Below are 18,299 nucleotides of genomic sequence, written 5' to 3'. Positions count from 1 at the left end.
AAAAGGGCGTTAAGATAAATAAACCTAAAATATATCAAAAAAAAGTGATTTTTACAACATAGAAGAGTCTAAATAATGGCACGAATAAATAATAAGCAGTACTTTTGTGCCTTAAAATTTTTTTTATATGTTTAAATATCTAAAAAAAACGAAAATATTTGGGGGAATATTTCGTTTTAATGTATTTAACCCTTCCAATTGTGCTTTGCTAAATTTTAAAATAGCATCAACACTAAAATTAAATAAGGCTCATTACCTTATACTACCAACTCTTTTATTCTTAGCTTCTTTAAATGTTTCTGCACAAGAAAATGCAGAAAGCATACAAACTGGAGCTAGTTTTCAATGGGAAGAAAGTAGTCAAGACACTAAAAATGACCCTGCTACAATAAAAAGTATTACTATTGATGGTAAAATATACAGTTTATTTGTAGCACCTACAGGTTATCAATTAACAGAAGTAGGTCCTAATGGTCATAGTCCAAACCACATTAAGAAAAACGGGGGTATACCAATATCTGATAGTGGACCTAGTCCAGCTTCTTCAATAAATGGTTTGGGAAGCACAGTTTGGAACACAGAAGCACTATCTGCTTTTCAAGATAAAAATTTAAACCACTATTTTGCAGCTTCACAAAACGGAGCAAATATTTGTGACGATTTTGACGCTATAAAAACCACACCTACGCAAAGACAAACATTATTATATAACCCTGCAATCCCTTCAAACACGGGAGGTATTGTAGCAATTACAGAACGAAATGCTAATAACTGTTACTATATTGAAGTTTTTGGTATACCAGTGGGTGGCACTGTAGAACAATCTTTAGGTAAAACTTTTGTGAACCCAAATACGGCTACTAAATATGGTCCAGGAGGTTCAACAGGAGGAACAGGTGCTACAAACCCACCGCAAACAGATTCTGATTATTGGTTATCAGACCGCGTTGTAGACAATAATGGAACCATAGGAATTGCTTTATTTTATTTAAATGATATAGCTCCTACTGGGTCAAAAATAACAAGTGTACAAATAGCAGCATCTACCAAAGATCATGGTGATGGTAAGTTTTTTATAATTCAATCTTATGCAGCTGATGATAGAGCAGAAAATATATGGAACAAACCTTTAGATATTAATGTTGTAGATAATGACCAAGTACCTAATGGATCTACTTATAGTGCTGTTGCAGGTTCTGGCCCTAGTAATGGAACTTTAATTGATAATGGTGATGGTACTTTTAAATACACTCCAAACCCAGGTTTCTCAGGTACAGATAGTTTTCAGTATCAAGTGTGTTTACCTGCTCCAAATGGCTCAACTTGCGACTTTGCAAGAGTTACAATTTCTGTAATTGCAGATACTGATGGAGATGGAATTGAAGACTCAAAAGATTTAGATGATGATAATGATGGAATTTTAGATACTGATGAACTTGGAGATTGTGGCTCTGCAACAAGTGCTACAAGTTTTACCGGTTTTAAAGGAATTTTGTATGATATTTCAGACACAAACTCTTGGGACCTTTTAAATGGATCAACATCTTTTCCGGCAAATTCTTATACAAATATTGCAACCTTTGATTATAATGAGTTTGCAGCTACTACTAATGGGTTTTCTATAGATTATCAAGGAGATGGAATTAATTTTTCAAGTAACCCTGAAATAGACAATTTTGTAGGCTCAAATATACCTAATGATGGAGGACATGATTTCGCTGTTTATTTTGAAAAAGTAATAACAGAACACGAAGCTGGTATTTATCAATTTGATCTTAATTATGGAGACGACCACCTTTTTATATACTTAAATAATGTAAAACAATATGGAGTTCGAGATGCTTATGGATCTTCTTTTAATGATAATTCTGCAAGTATATCAAATGTAGCAACACTTACATTAAATGCCGGAGATATTTTAACCTATGTAGTTGCTGAAGAAAACTTAGGGAATACTGCCATAAAATTTCTTACAACAAAAATAAGTCAAGTAGATGGTTCTTCTGCAAAATGTATGATTGATACAGACGAAGATGGCATTCCGAATCACTTAGATACAGATTCTGACGGAGATGGTTGTGGAGATGCAGATGAAGCTTATTACGGTACCGTTGTAAATGCAGATGCAGATAACAATGGTACTTATGGAACAGGAACACCAAGTGTAAACAGTATAACTGGTATAGTAAATGATGCTAGTTACACTACACCAAACCCTTACTATCTAGATGCAAATGTAAACACTTGTAATGATAATGATAATGACGGCGTACCAGATAGTGTAGATTTAGATGATGACAATGATGGTATTTTAGATACTGATGAAGGTTATGCTATAACTCCTGGAAAACCAGCTTGCGATGGTGAAACTATTTTAAATTTCAATAACAATTATACTGAAGAGTCAGGAGATGGAGAGATTAATACCTTTTTACAAGGTGACGTTTTTAGATTTCCAGGCGTAACTACAGGAATTGATGCTTTAGTTACAATTGTAGCTTTACATAACGTAACTTCTTTACCTCAATTAGATGATAATAGTACAGGAAATATCAATGCTTTTCAACCACAATCATCATTTAGTTTACCAAATACAGGAGACCAAGCATGGGCTGAATATAAGTTTGACTTTGTTTTGGCCGGTACAACTACTCCAGCAATCGTAAATAAATTTTTTGTTAATTTTAATGATGTAGATGGTAATTATAGTTATGGTGAACAAAACTGGTCGCAAATACCTATAAATTATGTCGTAAATAATCCTACAGAATTAACAATAAGCCAACCAACTTCATGGATTGTTGGAACAGCTGGTTATAATGAATACACCTCTGTTACAAATAATTACCCACAAGTTAACTACTCTACAGAACATAGTGGTTCTTCTTATACGATAAGATTAGGTGCTGTCGCTAGAATAGATGGAGCTACCGCAGTAGGAAGACAACATCAAGTAGAATTTAAGTGTATTAGTAATTTCGTAAATCCAGATAGTATTTCAATTTTAGATTCAGACGGTGACGGTATTCCAAATCATTTCGATTTAGACTCTGACAATGATGGTATCCCTGATGTTTTAGAATCTGGAGGTATAGACAATGATAAAGACGGAAAAGCTGACGGAAATGTGGGTAGTACACCAACAACCTCAGGAATTCCTAGTTCTGCTAACGAAGGTAATACACCAACGAACAAAGACGGAGATAGTTTACCTGATTATTTAGATATTGATGCAGACAATGATGGTATTCCAGATAATATTGAAGCACAAACAACAAGCGGCTATATCGCTCCAAGTGGTGTTGGAAATGGAATCGCAGATACTAACAATAACGGTATTGATGATGTTTATGAAAACACTACTACCGGTTTAATCCCTGAAGATACAGATAACGATAATATTCCAGATTATTTAGACTCAGATACAGATAATGATGGTATTCCAGATATTATTGAAAACGGAGATTCAGATAATGAAATTGCAGACATCAATGCAGACAAAGACAACGATGGTTTAAATGATGTTTTTGACGATAATGACGATTCTGGTACTTCAGGTGCTACCGTAAATGATGGTTCTAGTAGTCAACAAATAGTAACAAACTCAGGCGAAATAGATACTGCTTTTGGTGATGAGGACAATAACTTCCCAGGAACTGGAGATGTAGATTATAGAGATTTTAGCGATAATGATAATGATGGTATTGCAGACTATTTTGATTTAGATGATGATAATGATGGTATTTTAGATACCGATGAAGGTTGTGGAAATTTAATAACAAACGGTAACTTCGAACTTCAAGACTTTTCAAGCCCTACAGAATTTCCAAACAGTGATACAAATCCTTCTGGTACTTTTATAGGAACTACATTCAATACAAACACATTAAAAGGATGGAACTACACTCAAAACCTAGATGGATGGGTTGGTGGAGAATCTCCTACTTGGTCAACTAGTACTTTTGCAGATGCATATAGTGGTGCACAATACCTAGACGTACTTGGCAACAATGATAAAAGTGCAGGAGGTGTTAGTAACGTCCTTTCTCAAACAATTTCCACAGTTCCTGGAACAACTTACACCCTTAGTTTTTATTGGGGAGAAGATATTGGACATTTAACTGGACAAGGAGTTACTTTAAATTTAAATATTAAAAATACATCTAACTCAAGTATTTTTAACGAAACCCTAAATGCCATTGCAGAAGGAAATATAAACGGAATTGTTGGTCCAAAAAAATGGTATCGCTTCAGTACCGTTTTTGTTGCTATAGACTCACAAACAACCATAGAATTTAAAGCAACCCCTCCTAGTGGCGGATCTTTAGGTGCAGGTGCTGCATTAGACCTTGTAAGTGTTTTTGCTAATAATTGTGCAGATACAGATGGAGATGGTATTCCTAATGCTTTCGATTTAGATTCAGATAATGATGGTATTCCAGATTTAGTAGAAGCTGGTGGAGTTGATACTGATGGTAATGGTAAAGTAGATGCTATCAATGCTGATGGTACTTTAATAAATGACACTAACGGTGATGGTTTAGACGATCATTACGATGTAGATAATGGTGGAACCGCTATTACAAACCCAGATTCTGATGGTGACGGTATACCAAATACGCAAGATTTAGATTCAGATAATGATGGTATTCCAGATGTTATAGAGGCAGGTGGTACAGATGCAAACGGAAACGGTATTGCAGATAACTTTGTAGATACTGACAACGATGGTTTTAACGATGTTGTTGATGGTGATGTTGGACAAAATGGTACTTCAGAAAACACTGCAAACGCTTTAGTTGTAACAGGTAGCGATACTGATAATGATGGTAAACCAAACTCATATCCTAACGGAGACATAGATAAAGATGGCCTTCCTAATTATGTAGATTTAGATGCAGACAACGATGGTATCCCAGATGTTATAGAAGCCGGTGGTGTAGACACCAATGGAGATGGTAAAGCAGATGGTTTTACAGACAATGATAATGATGGTTTTAATGATGTTGTAGATGGAGATCCAACAAATTCTTTAGCCATCGCAGATGATTCTTTAGTTACAAACACAAATCCGTTACTAGTAACAGGAATAGACAATGACAGTAATGGTACTCCAGACACAATACCAACAGGTGATACAGATGGAGACGGAATAAGAGATTTCTTAGATTTAGATGCAGATAACGATGGTATTCCAGATGTTATAGAAGCTGGTGGTACGGATGCAAATGGAGATGGTTTTGCAGATAACTTTGTAGACGCTGATAAGGATGGTTTTAATGATGTTGTAGATGGAGACCCAACAAACTCTTTAGCTATTGCAGACGATTCTTTAGTAGCAAACACAAATCCGTTACTAGTTACTGCTACAGATAAAGATCCAGCAAATTCTTCAGACGTTGCAGATGGTAAACCTTATACAATTACAACTGGTGATACGGATGGAGACGGAATAAGAGATTATTTAGACTTAGATTCAGACAACGATGGTATTACAGATGTTCTAGAAGCAGGTGGTACCGACGGTGATAAAGATGGTAAACAAGATACTACAACCGATGCTGACAATGATGGTTTTGATGATGCAGTAGATGGAGACACCAACAATAATGGTACTTCTAATAATATTGCAAATGTTTTAGTACTTACAGGGCCAGATTCAGATGCTACAAACACCACTTTAGATGGAAAACCAAATTCTTATGTAAAAGGTGATGCTGATAGTGATGGAAAACTAAATTTTATTGACATTGATGCAGATAATGATGGTATTCCTGATAATATAGAAGCACAAACTACTAGTGGCTATATTGCTCCAAGTGGTGTTGCTACTGGAATCACAGACACTAACAACAATGGTGTAGATGATGTTTACGAAAATTTATCTACAGGAGTAATAACAATAACTCCAGAAAACACTGATATTTCTAATGATGCAATACCAGATTATTTAGATACAGATTCAGACAATGATGGTATTTTAGATATTGCAGAAAATGGACATACAGCAAATGTTGCATTAGGAACGGATACAGACAACGATGGTTTAGATGATGCTTTTGATGATAATAACGATTCAACAATAGCAGGTGCTACTGTAAATGATGGTGTAAACACTAATAATAAAGTAACAGACCTTACCTCTTTAGAAAATTCTTTTGGAGATGAAGATAATGACTTTAATCCTGGTACAGGTGATCTTGATTATAGAGACATTAAAGATAACGACAATGACGGTATTGCAGATAGCATCGATTTAGATGATGATAATGATGGTATTCCTGATACTATAGAAAATGGTGGTAACAATGCAGAGGGTGATGAAGATGGTGATGGTATCCCTAATTATTTAGATACTACAGACAATAATGGTACTGGAGACGGTAGCACAACAAACTACACAGACAGTGATAATAATGGTATTCCTGATGTATATGATACAGATGGTGATGGCATTCCTAATCATTTCGATTTAGACTCAGACAACGATGGTATTCCAGATATCGTAGAAGCTGGTGGTGTAGATACAAATGGTGATGGTAAAGTAGATGATATAAATGCTGATGGTACTTTGGTAAATGATGTAGATAACGATGGTTTAGATGATCGTTATGATACTGATGTTACAGGGGGTACTAATGGTAATGCAATTGCAAACCCAGATTCAGATGGTGATGGTATACCAAATGCTCAAGATTTAGATGCAGATAATGATGGTATTCCAGATGTTGTAGAAGCAGGTGGTACAGATGCTAACGGTGATGGTTTAGCAGATGGTTTTGTAGATGCTGACAACGATGGTCTTAATGACCTTGTAGATGGTGATGTAGCAGGTACTTCTAATGACCAAGACAACGCTTTAATACTAACAGGTACTGATACTAATAATGATGGTAAACCAGATTCTTACGTAAATGGTGATAGAGATAATGATGGTATTCCTAATTTTGTAGATTTAGATTCAGACAACGATGGTATTCCAGATATCGTAGAAGCTGGCGGAGTAGATACAAATGGAGATGGTGTTGTAGATTACCCAATTTCTGGAGACCCAACTTCTATGGTCGATTTAGATAATGACGGATTGGATGATAATTATGACAGTACAGACACATCAGGAAGTACTCCTAGTTTTACGGCAGGAACTCCAATTACAAACCCAGATACTGACGGAGACGGAATTAAAGATGCTCTAGATTTAGACTCAGACAATGATGGTATTCCAGATTTAATAGAAGCTGGTGGTGTAGATACTGACGGTAATGGTAAAGTTGATACTATTGATGCAAATGGTAAACTTCTAAACGATACTGATAACGATGGATTTGATGATGCTGTAGATGGTGATGTTGGTCAACTTGGTACAGACAACAATAAAAACAATGCTTTAGTACTTACCGGAACGGATACAAACAACGATGGTACACCAAATTCTTACCTTACTGGTGATACAGATGGAGATGGTATTCCTAATCATTTAGATTTAGATTCAGACAACGATGGTATTACAGACATTATAGAAGCAGGTGGTACAGATACCAATAAAGATGGTAAAGTAGATGCTATCGCTACAGATGGTACATTAACAACAGACATCAATAATGATGGGTTTGATGATAATGTTCAGAACGCACCTTTAGTTACTACAGGATCAGATACGGATAATGATGGTAACCCTAACTCTTACACAAAAGGAGATGCAGATAGCGATGGTATACCTAACTTTTTAGACATCGATGCAGATAATGATGGTATTCCTGATAATATAGAAGCACAAACTACTAGTGGCTATATTGCTCCAAGTGGCGTTGCTACAGGTATTACAGACACTAACAACAATGGTGTAGATGATGTCTACGAAAATTTATCTACAGGAGTAATAACAATAACTCCAGAAAACACTGATATTTCTAATGATGCAATACCAGATTATTTAGATACAGATTCAGACAATGATGGTATTTTAGATATTGCAGAAAACGGACATACAGCAAATGTTGCATTAGGAACGGATACAGACAACGATGGTTTAGATGATGCTTTTGATGATAATAACGATTCAACAATAGCAGGTGCTACTGTAAATGATGGTGTAAACACTAATAATAAAGTAACAGACCTTACCTCTTTAGAAAATTCTTTTGGAGATGAAGATAATGACTTTGATCCTGCAAGTCCAAGTACTGGTGATCTTGATTATAGAGATGCACCAGAAGCTGCAGATGCCATGATTACACAAGTATATCAATTTGGTACAGAAAGATGGATAGAAATTACCAATATAGGTACAACGGATATCCCTGCAAATACAATTAGAGTTCAATTGTACAAAAATAAAACAGGAGATCAAACTGGTGTAGAACCAGACGCTGATGGTATTGTAAATTTAGAATTAAAAGTAGGTAAATCTGTTTTATTCAAAAACAGTGGTGCTTCTTCTATTACAAATTTAGGGACTACAAACATCATTATTAATGAAGATTTAACAAATATTGATGGTGGTGTTGATATGATTACGCTTTCACCTCTTAGCAATGTAAATTCATGGGCAAATAGATACGATGTTGCTTCTAATATTGATAACAAAACATCTGTTGTAAGAATTGATGAAACGTTAGTTCCTAATGCTACTTATACAGAAAGTGAATGGGTTGTTTTTATAGACGATGCAATAGCTACTTATCAATCTGGATATGGTTTAGGTGATACGAGTACTAAAAGACATCCTCAAGATCCGTTAATCTCAGAAATAAACAATTCTAATTCAGAAGCAAATACCTTATTAGGTTTGCATAGAATTAGAAAAACAGTTAGAGAAAATGGTAATTGGAGTAATGGTTACCCAGACAGGTCTCGTTATGTTGTAATTGATCAATATTACAATCATGAAAACAGCAGACTAAGTGCTAGAAAATTAGAGGTAAACGCAGATAAAGAATTAAGAGTAACAGATAATTTATTAGTGGTTACAAATAGTATTGTCTTAAATGGAAACATTCGTTTAGCCGGAACATCTCAATTAGTACAAACACACATCAATGAAAGTAAAGTTACCGGAAACGGTCTATTATTTGTAGATCAAAAATCAGAAGTAGACAGTAAATACCGTTACAATTATATGAGTTCACCTGTTACTTCAGTAGACAAACTTACCAATGTAACTAAAGATACGTACTCGCTTGAAACGGTGCTTAAAGACGGAACAACACCTAATACCCCTAAAGACATAACATTTATTTCAGGATATGATGGTTCTTTTAATTCAAGCGGTATTTCTATTGCAGATTATTGGGTTTACACCTATTCAGCAGGTAGTAATGGAAGATCTAATTGGGAACATAAATATAGAGATGGTACTATAAAGAGAGGTGATGGATACATCTTCAAAGGTCCTGGACAAAAGCAAAATTACACCTTTGCTGGGACACCTAATGATGGTGAGTTTACAACAGAAAATGAAATTAATCCAGGAGAATCTTATTTAATAGGAAACCCCTTCCCTTCTGCTATAAATGCTAGAAAGTTTATAGATGACAATCCTGCTATTACGGGTACTCTCTATTTTTGGCAACATGTTGGAGAAAATAATGGAAAAGGAACAGCTGGACATAATTTTGCAGGATATATTGGTGGATACGCTACTCAAAATAAAGATATGGCTACAGCAGCAAATCAAACAAACCAAAATGGTCCTGTTAACTTTACACTTCAAGCTGAAAATGCATTTGAAATAAGTGGAGCAATATTACCTATTGTTGGCTCAGGTAATTCTGTAGTGTCTTTAAACAATGATAATTACATTAAGTTTTCTAATATTTCTAGAGGTGTAGATTCTTTAAGAATTGTATATAGATCACCATTAGATAAAAATATAAATATCAAAATAGAAAATGTTGATAGAGGTAATTTTACCCTTCCTGCTAGTGTAGATTACACAGAAATTAAGTTTGCTATTTGTATAGAATCTGGAAGTAACATTCAACTTACCTCTAGCTCTAACACTGTAAATGACCCATTTTTTATAGATAAAATAATTATAAAGGATGAAGATGGAGTAGTTAATTGTTCTCCTAACACAGGTGGTGATGCATATAAAAATTCATATAAAAAACCCGAACCTTATATTGCAGTTGGACAAGGATTTTTTGTACAAGGGGAAACGAAAGGGAAAATTAATTTTTACAATAGTCAAAGAGACTACGTTACAAAAGGATCTGGGAATTCTGTATTTTTAAGAAGCGAAAAGAAAACATCAGAAAAAACAGCAAACGTTGGATCTCCTATTTTAAAACTAGGTATGAATTATGCTACTTCAGTTGGAAGCAGTTTCCATAGACAAATTGGAATCTCTTTTAATCAAGGAAATTCTTTTGCTTATGAACAAGGATCGGATTCTCAAATGTACGATGTGAACCCTACTGATTTCTACTGGAAATTTCCAAACGACATCAATAGTTATGTAATTGCAGGAGTACAAGAAATATCAAATGCATTAGAAGTACCATTAGAAATTGTGGTAAGTAAAAACAGTATAATTACCATCAACATTGATGAAATTAACAACATCAACCAAGAGGTATTTATAAAAGATAAACTTACAGGTAAAACGCAGCAAATTAATAATGCGAGTGCTACGTATCAATTAAAAGAAGGTACGTATACAGATCGATTTGTTTTGGCATTTACACCTGCAGCGGCTGATACAACACTTGGTTTAGAAAATGATATATTAGCTAAACAAACAACTATTTTTGCTGATAATAAAAACCACAACATTGTAATTTCTAAAAATCAAGAAATAAATATCAATAAAGTAGAATTATTTGATATCCTTGGTAAAAAAGTAACTCTTTGGACTATTAAAGAACAAAAAGAAGTGTATCAATTAGAAATTAAAAATCAAATACCAACAGGTATTTACATTGTAAAAGTAAATACAAATAAAGGTACAATGAATAAAAAAGTTGTAATTGAGTAAGTAATACATAGTGTATCCATCAATTTAAAATATTGAGGGATACACTAACATTTTAAACAAATTAAAAAGCCACAATTAAAAGGAAATGATTTCTTTTTAATTGTGGCTTTACTTTTACTTACTATAACTCTCGTTAACTTAAAACCAAAGCATATACTTCTAAGAAAGAAAGCACTAGCTTAAAAAACAAATGATTTACAAAAAAAATAGCTAATTTAGCATCTAAGAATCAAAAGTATGGTGATAAAATAAATAAAAAAGTATTTTTACATTTTTAAAACCTTTCTTACCTCATGAAAAATCTAAAAGAAACCAAATTATTCGGAAAAATAGTTCGTTTCAAATTAGTGCCCTCTGGCTTTCATATACAAACTTTTAAGAGTATTTATTCAATAATAATTACAAATTTATGTTCTAAAAAAAGTACTTGTAATAGTCTATTTAATAAAAATATTTATCTTTTTACTATTGTATTATTATTAAACCTTACTTCATTATCTGCACAAAACATTACACTTTTAGGTAGTACATCTACGTCTGCTAAAGGAAGTGGCACAACAGGTAAACCCACACTTACCTGGAATATTCCTGCAGGTAATTCTCGATTAATGATTGTTACTTTTTTCTTTGAAAGAGTAATGCCATCACCAAACGAAGGTAACAACTGGCCTTCCTCTAATTACGGAGAAGATTTCTTTTCTGTAAATGCAGGTGGTGTACCAATGATTGGAAGAAGTACTTTACGAACAAACTACAATTATGGAGGAGGTAGTGCATGGATAAATACTGATTTTGGTACAGAGGCATATATTTATTCATTAAGAGATTCTGGTGGCTTGCCAACGGGTAACACAACATTTGATTTTTCAAGCATGTTATCTCCTAAATATTCAAGTGATGAGGTATTAGTTTCCATAGAAGTATATGGAAATGTGGGGGCTACTATTTTATCTGGAACGAATAGTTTAACTTATGCAGGGTTTGCAAATACAGTTCCATACTCTAATAGCTCATCAACTGTGGCAGTTTCTAATAGTGGTTTTACACTACCAATAGGAAGAACTGCAAGTGATTTGCTTTACTCTTCTTATGGTATGACCAGTAAAGATCAAACCCAAACGGTAAACTCTGGGTGGACCGTAATCAACAATTTTAAAATTACTAATAATGATAATACAGGTATTGCTGGCTGGCCTTCTTCTAATAAACCAAGTAATGAAGGAGATGGGATTAACTTTGTAAGTGCTTACCAAACTAATGTTGCCAATCCTTCTAATTTTACGATTAGCAGAGTTCCAAGTAATGATACAGAAAGAATCCATACCATTCGTTTGCAATCTTTTGCACTCGCACCACTGGCAAAACCATCCATAACGGGTACTATTTATAATGACACAGATGGTTCTACAAATATTAATGGAATAGGTACCAATGGAGACGGACTATATGTGAATCTAGTAAATTCTGCAGGTATATTAATATATTCGGCTACTGTAAATTCTGCAGGAGTATTTACAATTCCTACAGGATATGCAACAGAAGGTATAAGTTATACCTTACAGTTAAGCAAAAACACAGGAACTCTGGGTACTACTGCCCCTGCAAAAGAACTTAACTCAACATGGATTAACGTAGGTGAAGCGACTACTTCTACAGGAAATGACGGATTAGTAGATGGTTCTCTAACTGTAACACCAGGGATATCTAATATTTCGGGATATCGCTATGGAACAAGAGTAAACCCATGTTTGTCAGGAGCAAGTACAGATGGAATTCCCACAGCATCAGATTCAGATGGAGATGGTATAAATGACATTTGTGATATAGATGATGACAATGATGGTATTTTAGATATCAATGAGTCTACTTGTAATTCAGTTTTTGAATCTGACAATTTATTGGCATCTTATATAGGATCCACCATTTCCAATGAATTGGCAACCAATATTGGTATGATTTTCTCTTCTAGCCTAACAACAGTTAATGCATTAGGTACAGGTACTGTTTGTTCAACACAAGGTAGATCTGTATATGGTGCAGGCTATGGAAGTTTTTTCATACATATTGTAGACCCAAATGATGGCACTACTCCAATTCCTTTAGTTAAGTTAGTTTTAGCTACAGATTGTGTTGCAAATAATGAAATACCAACCATTAAAGGTTATGACGAAAACGATAATTTAGTAGACACTTATTCAGTACCTCCAACAGGTTCATTTAGCACTATTAATTACCAACCATCAGTCCCCGTTTATAAAGTGCATATAACAGCAACAGCAAGTGCAACTATTATAAAAGGAATTACCATAAAGTGTAATGGCGTTGATTTTGATGGTGATGGTATTGTTAATTCTTTAGATTTAGATGTAGATAATGATGGCATACCAGACAATATAGAAGGGCAATCTACAACAGGTTATGTAAAACCTTCTGGCACAGATTCTGACAATGATGGTTTAGACAATGCTTACGATGCTACGCCAAATGGTACTTCAGATGGAGCAGGTTCTATTGGTATTGTTCCTCAAAATACGGATAATGCTGACGTGCCAGATTATTTCGATTTAGATTCAGATAATGATGGTTTCTTCGATGTTGCAGAATCTGGTAGTGGCTTACCAAATGATGGTAATGGTGTATCTACAGGTACCTTTGGCATAAATGGTTTAAACAATCTTATAGAAACTGGCGATGTAGATTTAGGCTATACAGACGTTAATGGTGAATATGATGATACACAAACAGATAATTTTACAGATATAGATAATGATGTATTAACAGGAGGCGATGTAGATTATAGAGACAATGATTTTGATAATGATAGTGTAAATGATAATGTAGATCTAGATGATGATAATGATGGTATTTTAGATGTAATAGAATGTGGTTCTGTAGGTACAACCCCTTTTATTGGAGGTACAGCAACACAAAGCTCAAATTTTGGAGGCACTGCTGTAGCTAGTAGAGCAAGAGATGGCAACACCAATGGAAATTATAACAGTGGTTCTGTTTCCCTTACCACGAAACAATCAAACCCATGGTGGTTGTTAGAAATGGGTGTAAGTAGAACTATAGACAATATTGTAATTTATAGCAGAACAGATTGTTGTACTTATTTGATGGATAATTTTATTTTAGAGATTTTAGATGACAATGACAATGTACTCTACACACATAACAATGGTGTGGCTACCACAATAATTACAGTTAGCAACATAGATACTTATGGTAGCAAAGTAAGAGTTAGATTAGAAGGCGCTAATAAATATGTACAAATGGCAGAATTAATTGTAAATGTGGTAAGCAGTTGTACAGATGTAGATACAGATGGAGATGGCATACCAAACCGTTTAGATTTAGATTCAGACAATGATGGTATTACAGATGCTATAGAAGCTGGTGGTGTAGATGTAAATAGAGATGGATTAGCAGATGATGATGATGACAATGCAGATAATACCGCTACAAACGGTATTCCTACTTCTTCTGGCACAGGTGTTCGTTTACCTACAAACACAGACCTTTCAGGAACTCCAGATTATACAGACATAGATGCAGATAACGATGGTATTCCCGATAATATAGAAGCACAACCAACTAGCACCTATATTGTTCCTAGTGGAATGGGTACCGGAATAACAGATCTCAACAAAAATGGTGTAGATGATAATTATGAAGTAGGTGGTATTGGTTTAGTACCTACAAATACAGACACATTAGACAATGCAGATTATATAGACACAGATGCTGACAATGATGGTATTTTAGATATTGCAGAAAACGGTGATACCGATAATGTAATATTAGGTGTAGATACAGATAGTGATGGATTAGATGATAATTTTGAAGGTACAAACAATAATGATGGTGTAGATGTTAATGATGATATAAACACACCAAATGCAACCAATTTAGGCGATGAGGATAATGATTTTGGTACTGGTGGCGATGTAGATTATAGAGATATTCTAGATAAAGATAAAGATGGCATACCTGATGCTACAGATTTAGATGATGACAATGATGGTATTTTAGACATTGTAGAATGTCCAAATGCAATAGGTAATCTTTCTTTTGAATCACCTAATATTCAGGGATATTCAGGGCCATTATTAACAGGAACTGGTTCAGATGGAGAAACAGATTGGGTTAATGGATTTACAAACATAAATGGCTGGACAGTTGTTAGTGGTTCAGTAGATATTTTACGAGACTTTAACAATGCTTCAGAAGGCAAACAATCTATAGATTTGTTTGGCGTTAGCCATGGAGTTATTGAATATGCCATTAATGTAGGAGCTCCAGGTACTGCTTTTAATTTTAGCATCGATTATACAAGTATTAATATTAGTGATAGAGCTACAGTAAGTGTAAACGGTACTGTTATTACTACTTTAGCAAATTCTAATGCAAGCATAAGCAATGGAGACGTTGTAGGACAAACTTCTAATACCGTAGTATGGAATACCTATTACTATTCTGGTGTTTCTACAACAGCAACAGTTACCTTAAGTTTTGCTAGCACGGTAGCAGCTTCTACAGGTATCTTTATAGATAATCTTACTTTTTCTCCTTTATTATGTGACACAGATGGAGATAGTATTCCAAATCATTTAGATTTAGATAGTGATGGTGATGGTTGTCCAGATGCTTTAGAAGCAGCAACACCAACTGTATTAAAAACAGCGGATATTGTAAATGGAGATGGTACTATCAACACAAATACAAGTACACCCAATGCAGTAATAGATATTGTAGAAGACCCTGTAGGCACCAATGGTTTTGCAGGCACTTTAGAAAGTGCTGATACAAATTTAGGTACAGCACTTAATCCTTTTGTGGCAACAAATTACAACACCTATGCTTCAGACAATGCTAAAAACGGTTGTGGTAATCCAATGATAACACAAGTATATTGGAAAAGTGGAGAAAAATTGGTAGAAGTTACCAATAATGATGCTTCTAAAATTGTAGTACCCAATGCTGCCAATATCAATTTATTTAATGCAGGTGTAACCACTAGTAGGATAGCCACAGGAGCAAATACCACAGAAATTACTCCAGGTAATTCCATTTTATTTTCAGCTTCTGGTTCTGTAACAGCACAAATAAAAGCAGGTGTTACACCAATTACCAATGCAGGTGTTACTGGTTTTGACAACACTAATGATATTATTACAATTTCAAGAAGTGGTAAAGATGGTAGCGAAATTGCCTATAATTCTAGAATAGATGTAATACAAGGTTTAACAGACAATACTGCTTTTGTGCGTATAGATGAAACATTAGTACCAAACGCTACGTATACAGCTAGTGAATGGGTTGCTTTTATAGATGATGCAATACCAACTTATGAAAAAGTAGGTGAACCAGCAACAGCAACAACTAAAAGACATCCTCAAGATCCGCTAATCTCCGAAATTATAACTACTAATACAGAGGCCAATACTTTATTGGGGCTACATAGGGTAGATAAAACTATTTCAAATTCTAGCAGTAATACTTGGACTAATGGTTTTCCAGACAGATCTCGTTCTGTAGTAATTGATCAAAATTTTGAACACACCGGGAATAGATTAAGTGCTAGAAAACTAAAAGTAGACGCAACTAAAAAATTAACAGTAACAGATCAATTATTAGTAGTTACGAATGATATTACTTTAGATGGAGATATTCGTTTAGCTGGTACATCTCAATTAGTACAAACACATACAGGTACAAGTGCAATTACAGGCACTCCTGGTAAATTGTTAGTAGATCAAAACTCAGAGATAGATAGTAAGTTTAGATATGGGTATATGAGTTCTCCAGTATACTCAACAGAATTTACTTATACAATAAAAGAGGTACTAAAAGATGGTACAGATCCAAATAACCCAAAAGAAATTAAATTTATATCTGGTTATGATGGTACTTACGATTCAACTAATACAGACGCTATTTCACTAGCTGATTATTGGATTTACACCTATGCTCCTGCTTCTAATGGTAGAGCTAACTGGACACATAAATATGGAACATTACCTATAAACAGAGGTGATGGATTTATTTTTAAAGGCCCTGGAAAAGCACAAAACTATACCTTTATAGGCACACCCAATGATGGTGATTTTAAAACTTTTAATGATATAGCCGCAGGACAAGATTATTTAATTGGTAACCCTTTCCCTTCTGCAATGAATGCTAGAAAGTTTATGGCAGATAACGCAGGTTCCATCAACCAAACCTTATATTTCTGGGAACACCACAAAAGTGCTATCGGTGAAGTAAATGGAATAGATGGTCATATATTTAGTGGCTACGTAGGTGGCTATGCAACGCTAAACTTATCTATGGGACTAGCAGCAGATGCCACTATAAATCAAACTAGTAACAACAATAACGGAACTGCTGGCTTAGGTAACGATGATTACAACGAACCACAAGCATTTATCCCTATAGGGCAAGGTTTCTTTGTAGTGGGAGATATTGGTGGTGAAATTAACTTTTACAATAGTCAGAGAGCCTTTGTAAAGGAAAGTGAAACGGAATCTATTTTCTTTAAAGGAAACCATAAAAGTAGTAAAACTGTAGCAGACACAAAGCCATTACCACTTATTAAACTAGGTTTTAATTACAAAAACACAGAAAACCTATTACTACATCATCAAATAGGAATCTCATTTCAAGAAACCAATTCTTTTGATTTTGATAAGGGGTATGATTCTGAAGTTTATAGTGTAGGTATTACAGATATGTATTGGAAATTTCCTAACAACGACCATAAATATGCGATTGCGGGTGTACAAGAAATCTCAGACGTACTAGAAGTTCCTTTAGAAATAACAATGGGCTATTCTGGCGAAATAGATATAATGGTAGACGAATTGCAAAATGTTACTAGAAACATCTATATTACAGATAAACTTACCAGCGAATCCTATAATATTACCAATAACAAGATTACGTTAACCTTAGAAAAAGGGACTTATACAGATCGTTTTGTACTTGCTTTTAGAGAAAGTAGTACCCTTAATTTAGAAGATCATGTTCTTCCCAACTTTACAAAAATATATGCAGATAATAACACTCATAAAATTGTAGTTTCCAAAAATGAAACAGTAGAAATCTACAAAGTAAAGTTATTTGATATCCTTGGTAAAAAAGTAACTCTTTGGACTATTAAAGAACAAAAAGAAGTGTATCAATTAGAAATTAAAAATCAAATACCAACAGGTATTTACATTGTAAAAGTAAATACAAATAAAGGTACAATGAATAAAAAAGTTGTAATTGAGTAAGTAATACATAGTGTATCCATCAATTTAAAATATTGAGGGAT

General features: G+C 34.3%; 2 protein-coding genes. Both read left to right on the top strand.

The window, feature by feature from the left end:
• Positions 1 to 127: 127 nt before the first annotated feature.
• Entirely contained in the window at positions 128 to 10,978 is a 10,851-nt protein-coding gene (locus WHD07_RS13650) for a T9SS type A sorting domain-containing protein (protein WP_343328849.1), read from the top strand.
• 293 nt (positions 10,979 to 11,271) lie between these two features.
• Complete coding sequence (locus WHD07_RS13645) at positions 11,272 to 18,258, top strand: T9SS type A sorting domain-containing protein (protein WP_343328848.1); 6,987 nt, start codon at positions 11,272 to 11,274, stop codon at positions 18,256 to 18,258.
• Positions 18,259 to 18,299 lie beyond the last annotated feature (41 nt).

It is taken from the genome of Polaribacter staleyi, from assembly GCF_038024045.1.
Classification (GTDB): domain Bacteria; phylum Bacteroidota; class Bacteroidia; order Flavobacteriales; family Flavobacteriaceae; genus Polaribacter; species Polaribacter butkevichii.
Note: the sequence above shows the minus strand (reverse complement) of the source record. Positions and strands in the feature narration are given on the sequence as shown.